The sequence below is a fragment of the Umezawaea sp. genome (genome assembly GCF_057122925.1).
Window position 1 is genome coordinate 28,614 of the sequence record NZ_DBNGPQ010000109.1, and the last position, 14,963, is coordinate 43,576.

Here is a 14,963-nt window from a genome sequence, read left to right on the forward strand (position 1 = left end):
GGGCTTGGAGGAGCACCATGATCGACCATTCGGTGAGACACCGGGTCACGCAGGGTTATGAACGGGCCTGGTTGGTGCCCGCCGTCCTGTTCGCCCTCACGGGCCTCACGAACATCGCCATCGCGATCACGTCCGCCACGCTGTGGCCCGCGGTGCTCGCGGCCACGCTGCTCGTCGCCGCCGCCGGGTGTGTGCGCGGCGCCATGCGCGAGCACGACTGGCCGAGGGGTTCGGAGCCGGCAGACTCCGGTCCGTGAAGCAGATCCTCCTCATCGGCATCGGCGCGGGCGACCCCGACTACGTCACCATCCAGGCGGTCAAGGCGCTCAACCGGGTCGACGTGTTCTTCGTCCTCGACAAGGGCGAGGTGAAGCAGGACCTGGTGGACGTGCGGCAGGAGATCCTGGACCGGCACGTCGAGCGGGACTACCGGGTCGTGGAGGCGCGCGACCCGGACCGCGACCGGACGACGCCCGCGTACGCCGAGGCCGTGCACGACTGGCGCCGCCGCCGGGCCGACGTGTGCGAGGAGCTGATCCGCACCGAGCTGGAGGACGGGCAGACCGGGGCGTTCCTGGTGTGGGGCGACCCCGCCCTCTACGACAGCACGCTCGCGATCGTCGAGGACATCCTGGCGCGCGGCGGCGTGGAGTTCGACTACGAGGTCGTCCCCGGCATCACCAGCGTGCAGGCGCTGGTCGCGAAGCACCGGACCAGCCTCAACCGGGTCGGGCGGCCCGTGCAGATCACCACCGGGCGGCGGCTGGCCGAGGGTTTCCCCGCCGACGTGGACGACGTGGTGGTCATGCTGGACGCGCACAACTCGTTCACCGGCGTCGACGACGACGTGCACGTCTACTGGGGCGCGTACGTGGGGACACCGGACGAACTGCTCATCTCGGGCCCCGTCGGCGAGGTCGGCGAGCGGATCGCCGCCACCAGGGCCGAGGCGCGGGAGCGCAAGGGCTGGATCATGGACACCTACCTGCTGCGCCGCAAGCCCTGACCCTCGAACGACCTGCGAGAACACCCGTTCGGACTACCCCATCGGCTGTTCCAGCCACCGGGAGAATGTCAACAAGGGGTGGGATTTCCCACGAGCCCTGGACGGACTAGAGCCATAACGGCGAATTCACACTATCGTCACAAGACCGGGTCACCCCCGGCGCACAACCCCAGCGCACCACGATCCGCCATCCGGCCGAGTGCGCGAGCACCACGCAGTGCCTCCCGCACAACGGCGTGCGGTCATCACCACCGGTAGCAAACCGACGTTTCGCCGTACCCGAGCAGGCCGTGCCCACGACACCTCGTCGTGCTGGGCGTCGGCCACCGACGTGTGCCCGAACGACGTGAGCCCCTGTTCAGCTACTAGTCATGGGAGGGCCGCAGGCTGTGACCCACCACAAGCAGCACCCGAGCTCCACACCCGGTCTGTACGACCCGCAGTTCGAGCACGACGCGTGCGGAGTCGCGTTCGTCGCCGACCTGGCCGGACGCCGCAACCACGACATCGTGTCCAAGGCGCTCGTCGCGCTGCGCAACCTGGAGCACCGGGGTGCTCGGGGCGCGGAGCCCGAGACGGGCGACGGTGCCGGGATCCTGATCCAGGTGCCGCACGACTTCTACCGCGAGGTCGTCGACTTCGCGCTGCCGGAGGGCGGTGGGTACGCCGTGGGGACGGCGTTCCTGCCCGTCGACCCGGCCGCGCGCGCCGAGGTCGTCGAGACGATCGGCCGGATCGCCGCCGAGGAGGACGCCGACGTCCTGGGCTGGAGAGACCTGCCGGTCGACACCGAGCACGTCGGGCCGACCGCGGCCACGACGATGCCGCACTTCGCCCAGGTGTTCGTCGCACCGCGCAACCCGGCCGTCGAGGGGCTGGCGTTGGAGCGGTTGGCGTTCGTCGTGCGCAAGCGCGCCGAGCACGCGGCGGACGTGTACTTCCCGTCGCTGTCCGCGCGGACGATCGTCTACAAGGGCATGCTGACCGAGCCCCAGGTGGAGCGGTTCTTCCCGGACCTGGTCGACGAGCGGGTCACCAGCTCCATCGGCCTGGTGCACTCCCGGTTCTCCACGAACACGTTCCCGTCGTGGCCGCTGGCGCACCCGTACCGGTACGTGGCGCACAACGGCGAGATCAACACGCTGCGCGGCAACCGGAACTGGATGGACGCCCGCGAGTCGACGCTCGCCTCCGACGTCATCGACGGCGACCTCTCGCGGATCTTCCCGGTCATCACCCGCGGCGCGAGCGACTCCGCCTCGTTCGACGAGGTGCTGGAGATGCTGCACCTCGGCGGCCGGTCGCTGCCGCACGCGGTGCTGATGATGATCCCGGAGGCGTGGGAGAACCACACCGAGATGGATCCCGCGCGGCGCGCGTTCTACGAGTTCCACGCCACGCTCATGGAGCCGTGGGACGGGCCCGCGCTGGTGTCGTTCACCGACGGCACGGTCATCGGCGCGGTGCTGGACCGCAACGGCCTGCGCCCGGCCCGGTACTGGGTCACCGAGGACGGGCTCGTGGTGCTCGGCAGCGAGGCCGGCGTGCTGGAGTTCGACCCCGCGACCATCGTCCGGAAGGGACGGTTGGAGCCGGGCCGCATGTTCCTCGTGGACACCGCGGCCGGTCGGATCATCGACGACGACGAGATCAAGGGCGAGCTGGCCGCCGCGCACCCGTACGCCGAGTGGACCGCCGAGGGCCTGGTGGCGCTCGACGACCTGCCGGTGCGGGAGCGCGAGGTGCCGTCGCACGCGTCGCTCGTGGTGCGGCAGCAGGCCTTCGGCTACACCGAGGAGGAGGTGAACGTCCTCCTGCGGCCGATGGCGGCCTCCGGCGCGGAGCCGATCGGCTCGATGGGCAACGACGCCCCGTTCGCGCCGCTGTCGGACAAGCCGCGGCAGCTCTTCGACTACTTCACCCAGCTGTTCGCCCAGGTGACCAACCCGCCGCTGGACTCGATCCGCGAAGAGCTGATCACCTCGTTGCAGACCACGGTCGGCTCCGAGCCGAACCTGCTGATCTCCGACGCGGACTCGTGCAGGCGCATCACCCTGCCGTTCCCGGTGCTGGACAACGACGAGCTGGCCAAGATCACGCACGTCAACGACGACGGCGAGTTCCCGGAGTTCCAGGCCGTCACGGTCCGCGGCACGTACGACGTGCGCGGCGGCGGCGCGGCGCTGGTGGCCCGGCTGGACCAGATCCGCTCCGAGGTGTCGGAGGCCATCGAGGACGGCGCGCGGGTGATCGTGCTGTCCGACCGCGGGGTGACCGCGACGAAGGCGCCGATCCCGTCGCTGCTGCTGACCGGCGCGGTGCACCACCACCTGGTGCGCGAGAAGACCCGCACGCAGGTCGGGCTCATCGTCGAGTCCGGTGACGCCCGCGAGGTGCACCACGTGGCCCTGCTGGTCGGGTACGGCGCCAAGGCCGTGAACCCGTACCTGGCGATGAGCACCGTGGAGGACCTGGCCCGGCGCGGCCTGCTCGGCGACACCGACCCGCACCACGCCGCCCGGAACCTGATCAAGGCGCTGGGCAAGGGCGTCCGCAAGACGATGTCGAAGATGGGCGTCTCGACGGTCGCGTCCTACACGGGTGCGCAGATCTTCGAGGCGATCGGCATCGGGTCGGCCGTCATCGACGACTGCTTCACCGGCACCACGTCCCGGCTCGGCGGCGTCGACTTCGACGTGCTGGCCGAGGAGGTGGCGAAGCGGCACCGCAAGGCGTTCCCGGCCGACGGGATGCACGCGAACCACCGCGAGCTGGAGGTCGGCGGCGACTACCAGTGGCGTCGCGAGGGCGAGGCGCACCTGTTCAACCCCACGACAATCTTCAAGCTCCAGCACTCCACCCGGTCCGGGCGCTACGACGTCTTCAAGGAGTACACGCGCGCGGTCGACGAGCAGTCGGAACGGCTGCTGACCCTGCGCGGGCTGTTCGCGTTCAAGGAGGGGCTGCGGCCCCCGGTGCCGATCGAGGAGGTCGAACCGGTCTCCGAGATCGTCAAGCGGTTCGCCACCGGCGCCATCTCCTACGGCTCGATCTCCAAGGAGATGCACGAGGTCCTGGCCATCGCGATGAACCGGCTGGGCGCGAAGTCCAACACCGGTGAGGGCGGCGAGGACAGCGACCGCTACACCCGCGACGCCAACGGCGACCTGCGCCGGTCGGCGATCAAGCAGGTGGCGTCCGGCCGGTTCGGCGTCACCAGCGAGTACCTGGTGAACGCCGACGACATCCAGATCAAGATGGCGCAGGGCGCGAAGCCCGGCGAGGGCGGGCAGCTGCCCGGCACCAAGGTGTACCCGTGGATCGCGAAGACGCGGCACTCCACGCCGGGCGTCGGGCTCATCTCCCCACCGCCGCACCACGACATCTACTCCATCGAGGACCTCGCGCAGCTCATCCACGACCTGAAGAACGCCAACCCGGCCGCCCGCGTCCACGTGAAGCTGGTGTCCGAGGTCGGTGTCGGCACGGTCGCGGCGGGCGTGTCCAAGGCGCACGCCGACGTGGTGCTGATCTCCGGGCACGACGGCGGCACCGGCGCCTCCCCCCTGTCCTCCCTCAAGCACGCGGGCGGACCGTGGGAGCTGGGTCTCGCCGAGACGCAGCAGACGTTGCTGGCCAACAGGTTGCGCGACCGGATCGTGGTGCAGACCGACGGCCAGCTCAAGACCGGCCGCGACGTCGTGATCGCCGCGCTGCTCGGCGCGGAGGAGTTCGGCTTCGCGACCGCGCCGCTGGTCGTGTCGGGCTGCGTCATGATGCGCGTGTGCCACCTGGACACCTGCCCGGTCGGCGTCGCGACGCAGAACCCGGTGCTGCGCGCCAAGTTCACCGGCCAGGCCGAGCACGTGGTGAACTTCTTCGAGTTCGTCGCGCAGGAGGTCAGGGAACTGCTGGCGCAGCTCGGTTTCCGCTCGCTCGTGGAGGCCGTCGGGCACGCCGAGGTGCTCGACAAGCGCAAGGCGATCGACCACTGGAAGGCCGCGGGTCTCGACCTGTCGCCGATCTTCCACGTGCCGGAGCTGCCGCCGCGCGCGTCGCGGCACCAGACCACGACGCAGGACCACGGTCTGGAGAAGGCGCTCGACAACACGCTGATCCAGCTCGCCGAGGGCGCCCTGTCCTCCGGCGACCGGGTGCGGCTGGAGCTGCCCGTGCGCAACGTGAACCGCACGGTAGGCACCATGCTCGGCTCGGAGCTGACCAGGCGCTGGGGCGGTGAGGGGCTGCCGGACGACACGATCGACATCACCTTCACCGGCACCGCGGGCCAGTCGTTCGGCGCGTTCCTGCCGAAGGGCATCACGCTGCGGCTGGTCGGCGACGGCAACGACTACGTCGGCAAGGGCCTGTCCGGCGGCCGGATCACCATCCGGCCGGTGGCCGACGCGCAGTTCGTCGCGGAGCACAACACCATCGCGGGCAACGTGATCGGCTACGGCGCGACCGGCGGCGAGATCTTCCTGCGCGGCCGGGTCGGCGAGCGCTTCTGCGTCCGCAACTCCGGGGCGCTGGCCGTCGTGGAGGGCGTGGGCGACCACGGCTGCGAGTACATGACCGGCGGCCGGGTGGTCGTGCTCGGGCAGACCGGCCGCAACTTCGCGGCGGGCATGTCCGGCGGCATCGCCTACGTGCTCGACCTGCAACCGCAGCGGGTCAACCCGGAGATGGTCGACCTCGACCCGCTCACCGACGACGAGCGCGAGTTCCTGCACGACGTCGTCGAGCGCCACTACGCGGAGACGGACTCCGCCGTGGCGCGCGGTGTGCTGGCGGACTGGGACGTGGCCGCGGAGCGGTTCACGAAGGTCATGCCGAAGGACTTCAAGCGGGTGTTGGCGGCGCAGGCTCAGGCCGAGCGCGACGGCCGCGACGTCAACGAGGCGATCATGGAGGCCGCTCATGGCTGACCCGAGGGGTTTTCTCACCACCGAGCGCGAGGTGCCGACCACCCGGCCGGTGTTCCTGCGCCTGAAGGACTGGCGCGAGGTCTACGAGGAGTTCGAGGGGCAGCGGCTGGAGAAGCAGGCCGGGCGCTGCATGGACTGCGGCGTCCCGTTCTGCCACCAGGGCTGCCCGCTGGGCAACCTCATCCCGGAGTGGAACACGCTGGTGTGGCGGCAGGACTGGCGCGACGCCAGTGAGCGCCTGCACGCCACGAACAACTTCCCGGAGTTCACCGGGACGCTGTGCCCCGCCCCCTGCGAGACCGCGTGCGTCCTCGGCATCAACGACGATCCGGTGACCATCAAGCGCGTCGAGATCTCGATCATCGACAGGGCGTGGGACGAGGGGTGGGTCACCCCGCAGGTGCCGGAGGTCCGCACCGGCAAGAAGGTCGCCGTGGTGGGTTCCGGGCCCGCGGGGCTGGCCGCCGCGCAGCAGTTGACCCGCGCGGGCCACGACGTCGTGGTGCTGGAGCGGGCCGACGCGATCGGCGGGCTGCTGCGCTACGGCATCCCCGAGTTCAAGATGGAGAAGTGGCGGCTGGACCGGCGGCTGGACCAGATGCGGGCCGAGGGCACCGAGTTCCGGGTGTCGGTCAACGTCGGGGTAGACGTCACAGTCGAGGAGCTGCGGGCCTCCTACGACGCCGTCGTGCTGGCGGGCGGCGCCACGGCGTGGCGCGACCTGCCGATCCCCGGCCGTTCGCTCAAGGGCGTGCACCAGGCGATGGAGTACCTGCCGCCCGCGAACCGGGTGGCGCGCGGCGACCTGGACCGGTCGCCGATCCACGCCGAGGGCAAGCACGTCGTCGTGATCGGCGGCGGTGACACCGGCGCGGACTGCGTCGGCACCGCGCACCGGCAGGGCGCGGCGTCGGTGACCCAGCTGGAGATCATGCCGAGGCCGCCGGAGGTGCGGGCCGCGAACAACCCGTGGCCCACGTACTCGATGGTCTACCGGGTGTCCTCCGCCCACGAGGAGGGCGGCGAGCGGGTCTACGCGGTGTCCACGGTGGAGTTCCAGGGCGACGAGGACGGTGCCGTCCAGTCGCTCAAGCTGGTCGAGGTCGCCTTCGAGGCCGGGAAGTTCGTCCCGGTCGAGGGCACCGAGCGGGTCATCCCGGCCCAGCTCGTGACCCTGGCCATGGGCTTCCTCGGACCGGAGAAGGCGGGTCTGGTCGAGGACCTGGGCGTCGAGCTGGACGCGCGCGGCAACGTCGTCCGCGACCGCTCCTTCGCCACGACCGTCGACGGCGTGTTCGTCGCGGGTGACATGGGCCGTGGCCAGTCGCTGATCGTGTGGGCCATCGCGGAGGGCCGCTCGGCCGCCGCGGGCGTCGACGCGTACCTGACCGGCCGCGACCTGCTCCCCCGCCCCATCGAGCCGACCGACCGCCCGATCGCCTGACGATCGGTGCCTGGAGGGCCCTCGGGGACAACGGCGTCCCCGAGGGCCCTTCGGCGTCTCAGGCCAGTTTGAGCAGCAGTCCGGCCAGCTCGCCCGGCGTGGTGATCATGCAGTCGTGGCCGGTGGCCAGCTCGTACACCTCCTCCCCCGCCGGAACGGGGCGGTGTTCGAAGCCCTCCGGCCTGCCGACCGTGCAGTGGACGTGCGCGCGCGGGATCGCCGCCACGGCCGGGTCGTCCAGGTGGACGGGCTGCTGGAGGCAGAGCACCGGCTGGTCCGAGAGCATCGAGCGCAGCCAGGCGAGGTCGTCCGGGTCGGTGACCCCGAACAGGCCATCGGGCGTCTCGGGGAGCGGCGGGACCCGCCAGCCGCTCTCGGACCCCAGCGCCAGGTCGATCAGGAACCGGCTCATCGGCATGACGTCGGCGGCGGTCTCGCCGTGCTCGGGGACCATCGCGTCGAGGTACACCAGGCGTCCGATCCGGTCCGGGACCCGGTTGGCGGCGGAGGAGACGACCAGCCCGGCGTAGCTGTGGCCCACGAGCACCACGTCGGTGAGGTCCTCGCCGGTGATGAGCCCGACGACGTCGTCGACGTGGGTGTCGAGCCCCACCTCGGGGCCGAGCAGGTGGGCCTTGTCGCCGTAGCCGGTCAGCGAGGGCGCGTACACCCGGTGGCCTGCCGATTCGAGCAGCGGGACCACCCTGTCCCAGGCCCGTCCGCTGTGCCAGGCGCCGTGTACCAGCACGTATGTTGTCAAGGTTCTCTCCAGCCATAAACGGGACACTGTCCCGCTTAAGATATGGGACACTGTCCCGGTTAGCAAGGAGGACGGGTGTGACGACCAAGCGCGCGGACGCGCGGCGCAACGAGGAGAACCTGCTCGCCGCCGCGGCGGCGGTCTTCGTGACCTCCGGCGTGGAGGCGCCCATCAGGGCCATCGCGGCGGAGGCGGGCGTGGGGACGGCGACGATCTACCGCCACTTCCCCACGCGGGCGGACCTCATCGTCGCGGTCTACCGGCACCAGGTCGAATCACTGGTGGAGGCCGAACCCGCGCTGCTGGCGGAGGGCCCGAGCCCGTACGCCGCGCTGGAGCGGTGGGCCGACCTGTTCGTCGACTTCGTGGTGACCAAGCAGGGGCTCGCCGTCGTGCTCCAGTCCGACGACCCCTGCTTCGACCCCCTGCACTCGTACTTCCTCGACCGGCTCGTGCCCGTGTGCGGCAGGCTGCTCGACGCGGCGGCGGCGTCGGGCGAGGTCCGCTCCGGGCAGGACGCCCACGAGCTGATGCTCGGGATCGGCAGCCTGTGCGCGGGGTCGGGCAAGAGCTCCCGCTACGACGCGCGGCGGATGGTCGCGACCCTCGTCGCGGGGCTGCGCCCCACGCCGTCCGGGTGACCGTGCTCAGCAGCCGATCGGGGACCCGCTGATCACCACGTCGTCGAACCAGAGGGTGTCGGCGCCCTCGCCGTAGCTCTCCCAGCCCAGCCGCAGGTCGACCGGCGCCGGACGCCAGCCGGAGCGGGCGAGCCACTGCTGGTCGACGTCGGGCGTGGGCACGCCGTCCACCACCAGACCCGCGATCTCGCGCGAGTCGAGCCACGTGCGGAGCCCGCCCGCGCGGTCGACCTCGAACTCCACGCAGTTCCACCGGTCCACGGGCAGCGGCGCGCTCTGCGCCACCCCGGCGGGGCTCTGCGCGGGCAGGGTGGCGTCGTCGGACTCGCGGTTCCACTGGAGCGCCTGGTTCTGCCCGCCGAACCGGAGGTCGCGCCCGTTGTCGGCGGAGTCCTTCAGCGCGGCCGTCGTCACGTGGCTCATGGGCAGCGCCGTGGTGTGCCGCAGGTAGTAGCGGACGCGCAGGACCCCGGAGGTGGTGACGGAGGTGCCGAAGAACACGTGGTTGCAGTAGCCCGCCTTGCCGTCCACGCGGACCGAGCGGGACCCGCCGTGCGCCACCGCGGTGTCCACCGAGACCGTGCCCGTGCCGGTGCAGTTGGCCGCGCCCACGGTCCACAGCCCGCCGGGCGACGTGCCGGTCTGCCGCTCGAAGTCGTCGCACACCGCGCCCGTCGGGCAGGTGCCGGGCTGGGGCGGGGTGGTGGTCGTCGTCGTGGTCGTCGTGGTGGTGGTCGTCGGCGGCCGGTCGTTGCAGGCGACGCCGTTGAGCGCGAAGTCGACCGGCGCGTCGTTGGTCCCCGAGAACGTGGCCTGGAAACCGAACTGCGTGCTGCCACCCGTGGCGAGCGCGCCGTTGTGGGCGACGTTCTTCGCCGTGACCTGCTTGCCGGTCTGGCGGACGTCGGCGTTCCAGCCGGAGGTGACCTGCTGGCTGCCGGCGTAGGTCCAGGTCACCGTCCACGACGTGACCGGGGCACCGTTGTTGGTGACGCCGACGTTCGCGGTGAACCCGCCCTGCCACTGGTTCGGCTCGTAGGTGACGACGCACGCGGGCGCCGCGGCGGCCGAGTTGCCGCCCACCAGCACCAGCGCTCCGACGGACACCCCGGCGAGCAGGGCGGCGAGCACGCGCGACAACCTTGGCACGGTGACTCCTTAGAGTTCTGGGAGCGTTCCCAGACACAGACCGTAACGGAGACCGCACGAGAAGGAAATCGGCCGACAGGCCTAGGCGGACACCACGGACAGCGCACCCGGACGGCACTCGACGGTCAGCGGCAGGGCCTCGACGCGTTCGCCGTCGGCGTACCCGACCCAGCCGTTGTCACCCGCGAGGCGGACCGATCTAGCGCGGAGCGTCCGCACGGCCACGTGCTCCACGTGGCCGCCGGTCCGCAGGGTCGGCAGCATCCGCACCAGGGCCGTGCGGCTCACCCCGGTGACCACGGTGACGTCGAACAGGCCGTCCGCCGGGTCGGCACCGGGGCAGATCGGGATGCCCCCGCCGTAGTTGGGCGTGTTGCCGACCGCGACGAGCGTGGCGTCCACCTCCTCCACGCCGTGCTCGGTCTCCACGACCAGCGGCAGCGCCCGCAGCGCCGCCAGTTCGGCGAGGATCGCCAGGTCGTAGCGCCGGGGACCGGCTGGCCAGCGCATGGCGTTCGCGCGCTCGTTGACCGCCGAGTCGAACCCGGCGCACAGCACCGTCGCGAACCACGTGCCGTTCGAGGCGAGGCCGAGGTCCAGTCGCCTGCGCTCCCCCGACCGCAGCCGGGAGACCACGTCGGCGACCCCGGTCGTGCCGAGGACCGCCGCGAGGTCGTTGCCGGTGCCCGCAGGGACCACGGCCAGCGCCGTGCCGCTCTCGGCGCACGCCTGCACGCCCAGGTGCGCCCCGCCGTCGCCGCCCAGCACCACCAGCACGTCGACGCCGTCGGCCACGGCCTTGCGGGCCAGCCGGGCGGTGTCCGCGGCGCTGTAGCCGACGTGGAGGTCCAGCCGGTCCACGGCCTCGCGCAGGCTCGCGGCGACCGTGCCCGCCATCCGCGCGGCCCGGCCCTTGCCGGACGTCGGGCACACCAGGAGGGCCGCGTGCGTCATGGTGCGTGATCCCATCCGGTCGGTCGAGGCGGTCGGGGGAGCATACCGGTCACGGCGATCACGGCGAGGACTTCGTTCCGCCGCCCCGGAAACGCGAGCGGGCCCCGCCGGTGGTGGCGGGGCCCGGCCTCAGGTCGCGTCGTCGTAGTCGACGCGCCTCGCCTCCGCCTTGGGCGGCGGAACCGGCTCCTCCTCGATCGAGGTGGGCGTGTAGTCGAACGGCGCGGGCTCGTTGTCGTCCAACTCGGCCAGGCCCTCGGCCGCCAGCTTCTTCGCCGCCCGCCGGTCGTGCACGCGGGCTATCTGGATCGCGAGTTCGAACAGCAGCGTCAACGCCACCGCCAGTGCCACCATCGAGATCGGGTCCGTCCCCGGTGTGGCGATGGCGGCGAAGATGAACAGGCCGAAGATGATGCCCCGACGCCACTTGCTCAGCTTCTCGTAGCTCACGATGCCGACCTGGTTGAGCATCACCACGACCAGGGGCAGTTCGAAGCTCACCCCGAAGATCAGCAGCAGGGCCAGGACGAAGTTGATGTACGCGCCACCCGACAGCGCGGTCAGGAACTTGTTGTCGCCGAACCCGACCAGGACGCTCAAGCCCTGCGGCACGACGTAGAACGCCAGCACCGCGCCCAGGATGAACAGCAGCGACGCCACGAACACGAAGGTCAGCGCGAACTTGCGCTCCTTCGAGTACAGGCCCGGCGCGATGAACTTCCAGACCTGGTGGAGCCACAGCGGCGCGGTCAGCGCCATGCCCGCAGCCGCACCGACCTTCAACTGGATCATGAAGGCTTCGAAGGGCTCGGTCTGGAGGAGCTGGCAGCTGTCGGAGCCCTGGTGCAGCCGGTCCTGCAACGGGATCCCGCAGTACGGGCTGATGACGACGTCACCGAGGCTCGGCAGCCCGAAGATCCGCCACCCCCACCAGATGAAGCCGAAGACGGCGCCGATGGCGATGAACAGCAGCCCCCAGGCCAGTCGGCTCCGGAGGTCGTACAGGTGGTCCTTGAGGGACATGGTGCCGTCGGGATTGCCCCGACGGCCGGAGTTCTTCCTGCGGTCCCGGAGCTGCACCAGCCACCGGACGGGACTTGCGCCCACCGTCTGGTCCGTCCTTCAGCTCAGTTGTTGGTGTTCTTCTGGTCAACGGGCTGCTGCTGCACAACCGGTTGCACGGTGGGCTGGGCGACGGGCGGCTGCGCGACGGGCGGCTGCGCGGGCGGCAGCTGCTGAACCGGCGGCTGCTGCGCGTACTGCTGCTGCGGCGCCTGCTGCTGCTGGTCGTCGTCCTCGCGCAGACCCTTGGTCTCCGCCTTGAGGATCTTCGCCGACTTGCCGAGCGAGCGCGCCATGTCGGGCAGCTTCTTCGCGCCGAACAGCAGGATGATCACCACAGCGATGATGATCAGCTCTGTAGCTCCGAGGTTACCCACGGTGGTCCTCCTGTCTCCCCCGGTCCGTCGATCGTACGCGGGGCTGGTGCTTGCGCCGTTCGGCGAAGGCCACCCCGAGCGCGGCCGACCGCGCCTTCAGCAACCCCACACCGTCGCCAACATTGTCACTCACTCGCGAGCTGACCTTCGTGAAGTCACGAAGGGAACCGACCACCCGGATCACGACCGCGACGAGCGCGACCACTCCTACGACCACGAGCACGAGGCTCGGCAAGTACGGCACCCCCTCACCGTACTGGTCTCAGGTGGCCGGCAGGTGCTCCACCCTGCGCAGTGCCTCGGTCGCCTGGCGGACGACCTCGTCGGCCAGTTCGGCGGGGTGCTCGACGCGCACGTCCCCGCCGAGCCCGAGGGTCAGCCTGACCATCCACGACAGGTCGGTGTAGCGCATCATCACCCGCGCCCGGCCGCGGCCGAGTTCGATCACGTCCTCGACCGGGTAGTACTCGCTGACCCACCGGGCGTCCGGTTCGAGCACCAGCACGGCGATGCGCTGCGACGGGTCGGGCTGGAACAGCCCCTCCGAGGTGTCGGTCAGCCGCACGTGCGGCGGCGGGGCCGCGCGCTCGTCCAGCACCTCGACCTCGTCGATCCGGTCGAGCCGGAACAGCCGCACGCCGTCGGCCTGCCTGCACCAGGCCTCCAGGTAGCTGTAGCCCTCCACGAGCAGCATCCGCAGCGGGTCGACGACCCGGTCGGTGATCTCGTCGCGCGACGGCGTGTAGTACCGCAGCCGCAGTGCCCGCTCCCGGCGGACGCCGTCCTGGAGCGAGTCCCTGACCTGCGCGGTCTCCGGCGCCTCGCGGATCGCGAGCCCGACGGTCACGCCCGCGGGCTGCGCCTGGCCGACGGCGGCCTCGATCTTCGCGACGGCCCGCTGGACCGCCTCGGCGTCCAGCATCCCCGGCGTGTCGCTGAGCGCGCGCAGGGCCACCAGCAGCGACGTCGCCTCGGCCGCGGTCAGCCGCAGCGGGCGGCTCATGCCCGCGTCGAAGCCGACGGTGACCGTGTCGCCCTCGAACGACAGGTCGATCAGGTCGCCGGGCCCGTAGCCCGGCAGCCCGCACATCCACAGCAGTTCGAGGTCCTTGCGGAGCTGCTTCTCCGGCACCTCGAAGTCCTCGGCGACCTCGCGCAGCGGGATGCCCGGCCTGGCCAGCAGGTACGGCACCAGCGCCAGCAGGCGCGGCACCCGCTCGGACGACGCGCTCACGACCCCACCTCCGCACCGCGCTGCGAGCGCAGCGCGCCCAGCAGCCGTTCCCGCACCGCCTTGGCCAGCACCTCGGGTTCGAGCACCAGCACGTCCGGCCCGAAGCCCGCGATCCACCGGGCCGCCGAGTCGGGGAACCGGAGTTCGATCTCCACCAGGTCACCCGGCCTGCCGTCCACGAGCTGCTCGCCGACGACGTCAGCCCGCCGCCGCAGCCCCTGCGCCCGGCCCTTGGCCACCCACAGGCGGGTCGGGGAGGCGGGCTGCGGGTCGTTCTGGGTCGTCGCGACGAAGCTCAGCAGGTCGACGTCGACGGGCCGCTCCACCACGCCGGGCTTGCCGACCGTGCGCACGTCGCCGACCACCCGCGACAGCCGGAAGCAGCGCGCCGCGTCGCGGTCGCGGTCGTGCCCCACCAGGTACCAGCGCCCGCGCCGCGCCACCACGCCCCACGGCTCGATCGTCCGCGTCGACACGTCGGTGGCGGGCAGCCGCCGGTAGTCGAACTCCACGACCTGGCCCGCCTGCACGGCCGCCAGCAGCGACGGGAACGCGGGCTCGCTCGTGCGCACCTTCGGCTCCACGGCGGCCCGCACGTCCTGGTCGACGTCCACGCCCGCCGCGCGCAGCTTGATCAGCGCCCCGTGCGCGGCCCCGGTGAACTGCGGCGAGTCCCAGAGCCGCGCGGCGAGCGCCACGGCGGCGGCCTCGTCCGGCTCCAGGTCGATGTCGCCGAGCTCGTAGTCGCGCCGCGCGATCCGGTACCCGTCCGTCGTCTCGAACGACCCGGTGCGCCCGACCTCCAGCGGCACGCCGAGGTCGCGCAGCTCCGTCTTGTCCCGCTCGAACATCCGGTAGAACGCCTCGTCGCTGAGCGCGTCGGCGTACCCGGGCACGATGCCCCGGATCCGCTCGGCGCTCAGGAACTGGCGGGTCGACAGCAGGCACAAGACCAGGTTGACGAGCCGTTCGGCACGGGTGGTGGACACGGCGCCAACCCTAACCCCGTCGGACGACCGGACGACCCCCGTCCCCACCGGGAACCCCGATGAACGGCCCGTTCACGGCGAGGCCGCCCGACCACCCCCGCCGTCCGAGGAGCGCAGCACCCGCGCCGAGGCCCCGCCGCCGGTGGCGAACCGCGCGTCGAAGGCCTCGACGTCGCGAAACTCCAGGGCGGCGGTGTCCGGCGGCCCGACCGACGTCCAGGTGGCGCCGCCGTCGACCGCCGGCGGCACGGTCCCCCGGCTGCCGCTGACCCGCGCGACCGCGGAGCTGCGCGTCCGTCCCGGTCGGCGTGGGCACCCACGAGGGGCCGTCGGCGGTCGAGGCCACCGCCGGGACCGCCGACGCCTGCACGACCGCGACCACCGCACCCGACACCCGCGTGCCCGCCCCTCCCGGTTGC

General features: G+C 71.7%; 14 protein-coding genes. 5 read left to right on the plus strand and 9 right to left on the minus strand.

The genetic code is table 11. The annotated features are described in order from the left end of the window. Positions 1-17: 17 nt before the first annotated feature. From AC156L_RS24990 to AC156L_RS25005, 4 genes are all read left to right on the plus strand, one after another. Entirely contained in the window at positions 18-257 is a 240-nt protein-coding gene (locus AC156L_RS24990; protein WP_330877288.1) for a hypothetical protein, read from the plus strand. Continuing rightward, complete coding sequence (cobF, locus tag AC156L_RS24995; protein ID WP_330877289.1) at positions 254-1,006, plus strand: precorrin-6A synthase (deacetylating); 753 nt, start codon at positions 254-256, stop codon at positions 1,004-1,006. Before AC156L_RS24990 ends, cobF begins: the two co-directional genes overlap by 4 nt. Positions 1,007-1,377: 371 nt before the next feature. Next, a complete protein-coding gene (gltB, locus tag AC156L_RS25000) occupies positions 1,378-5,934 on the plus strand; it encodes a glutamate synthase large subunit (RefSeq protein WP_484407311.1) in 4,557 nt (1,518 codons plus the stop codon). Then, positions 5,927-7,378 carry a glutamate synthase subunit beta gene (locus AC156L_RS25005; protein WP_330873680.1) on the plus strand — a complete coding sequence of 484 codons (1,452 nt, stop codon included), beginning with the start codon at positions 5,927-5,929 and terminating at the stop codon, positions 7,376-7,378. The genes gltB and AC156L_RS25005 overlap by 8 nt, the downstream gene beginning before the upstream one ends. Positions 7,379-7,436: 58 nt before the next feature. Here AC156L_RS25005 and AC156L_RS25010 read toward each other — a convergent pair whose 3' ends face one another. Continuing rightward, positions 7,437-8,138, minus strand: coding sequence for an alpha/beta fold hydrolase (locus AC156L_RS25010; RefSeq protein ID WP_330873679.1), 702 nt, complete (start codon positions 8,136-8,138; stop codon positions 7,437-7,439). 77 nt (positions 8,139-8,215) lie between these two features. On the opposite strand from AC156L_RS25010, the gene AC156L_RS25015 reads away from it, so the two are divergent. After that, on the plus strand, positions 8,216-8,779 hold the full coding sequence (locus AC156L_RS25015; protein ID WP_330873678.1) for a TetR/AcrR family transcriptional regulator: 564 nt from the start codon (positions 8,216-8,218) through the stop codon (positions 8,777-8,779). Between the two features lie 6 nt (positions 8,780-8,785). Here AC156L_RS25015 and AC156L_RS25020 read toward each other — a convergent pair whose 3' ends face one another. The 8 genes from AC156L_RS25020 to AC156L_RS25055 all read right to left on the minus strand — a co-directional run bounded on the left by AC156L_RS25020 (position 8,786) and on the right by AC156L_RS25055 (position 14,793). Further along, positions 8,786-9,928: a cellulose-binding domain-containing protein gene (locus AC156L_RS25020; RefSeq protein ID WP_330873677.1), complete on the minus strand. Its 1,143-nt coding sequence runs from the start codon at positions 9,926-9,928 to the stop codon at positions 8,786-8,788. A gap of 81 nt (positions 9,929-10,009) precedes the next feature. Further along, a complete protein-coding gene (locus AC156L_RS25025; RefSeq protein ID WP_330873676.1) occupies positions 10,010-10,882 on the minus strand; it encodes a diacylglycerol/lipid kinase family protein in 873 nt (290 codons plus the stop codon). A gap of 129 nt (positions 10,883-11,011) precedes the next feature. Further along, complete coding sequence (tatC, locus tag AC156L_RS25030; protein WP_414719773.1) at positions 11,012-11,989, minus strand: twin-arginine translocase subunit TatC; 978 nt, start codon at positions 11,987-11,989, stop codon at positions 11,012-11,014. Between the two features lie 20 nt (positions 11,990-12,009). After that, on the minus strand, positions 12,010-12,321 hold the full coding sequence (gene tatA / locus AC156L_RS25035) for a Sec-independent protein translocase subunit TatA (RefSeq protein ID WP_330873675.1): 312 nt from the start codon (positions 12,319-12,321) through the stop codon (positions 12,010-12,012). Continuing rightward, on the minus strand, positions 12,314-12,565 hold the full coding sequence (locus tag AC156L_RS25040) for a bacteriophage holin (RefSeq protein WP_330873674.1): 252 nt from the start codon (positions 12,563-12,565) through the stop codon (positions 12,314-12,316). The genes tatA and AC156L_RS25040 overlap by 8 nt, the downstream gene beginning before the upstream one ends. 18 nt (positions 12,566-12,583) lie before the next feature. Further along, positions 12,584-13,555 (minus strand): helix-turn-helix transcriptional regulator, encoded by a 972-nt coding sequence (locus AC156L_RS25045; RefSeq protein ID WP_484407312.1) that lies wholly within the window; start codon positions 13,553-13,555, stop codon positions 12,584-12,586. Then, entirely contained in the window at positions 13,552-14,544 is a 993-nt protein-coding gene (locus AC156L_RS25050) for a helix-turn-helix transcriptional regulator (protein ID WP_330873672.1), read from the minus strand. The genes AC156L_RS25045 and AC156L_RS25050 overlap by 4 nt, the downstream gene beginning before the upstream one ends. A 72-nt stretch (positions 14,545-14,616) precedes the next feature. Continuing rightward, positions 14,617-14,793: a beta propeller repeat protein gene (locus AC156L_RS25055; RefSeq protein WP_330873671.1), complete on the minus strand. Its 177-nt coding sequence runs from the start codon at positions 14,791-14,793 to the stop codon at positions 14,617-14,619. Positions 14,794-14,963: the final 170 nt, after the last annotated feature.

Coding starts and splice junctions, on each gene's coding strand:
- AC156L_RS24990 (WP_330877288.1), top strand. CDS start 18: ATGATCGACCATTCGGTGAGACACCGGGTCACGCAGGGTTATGAACGG.
- gltB (WP_484407311.1), top strand. CDS start 1,378: ATGGGAGGGCCGCAGGCTGTGACCCACCACAAGCAGCACCCGAGCTCC.
- AC156L_RS25005 (WP_330873680.1), top strand. CDS start 5,927: ATGGCTGACCCGAGGGGTTTTCTCACCACCGAGCGCGAGGTGCCGACC.
- AC156L_RS25025 (WP_330873676.1), bottom strand. CDS start 10,882: ATGACGCACGCGGCCCTCCTGGTGTGCCCGACGTCCGGCAAGGGCCGG.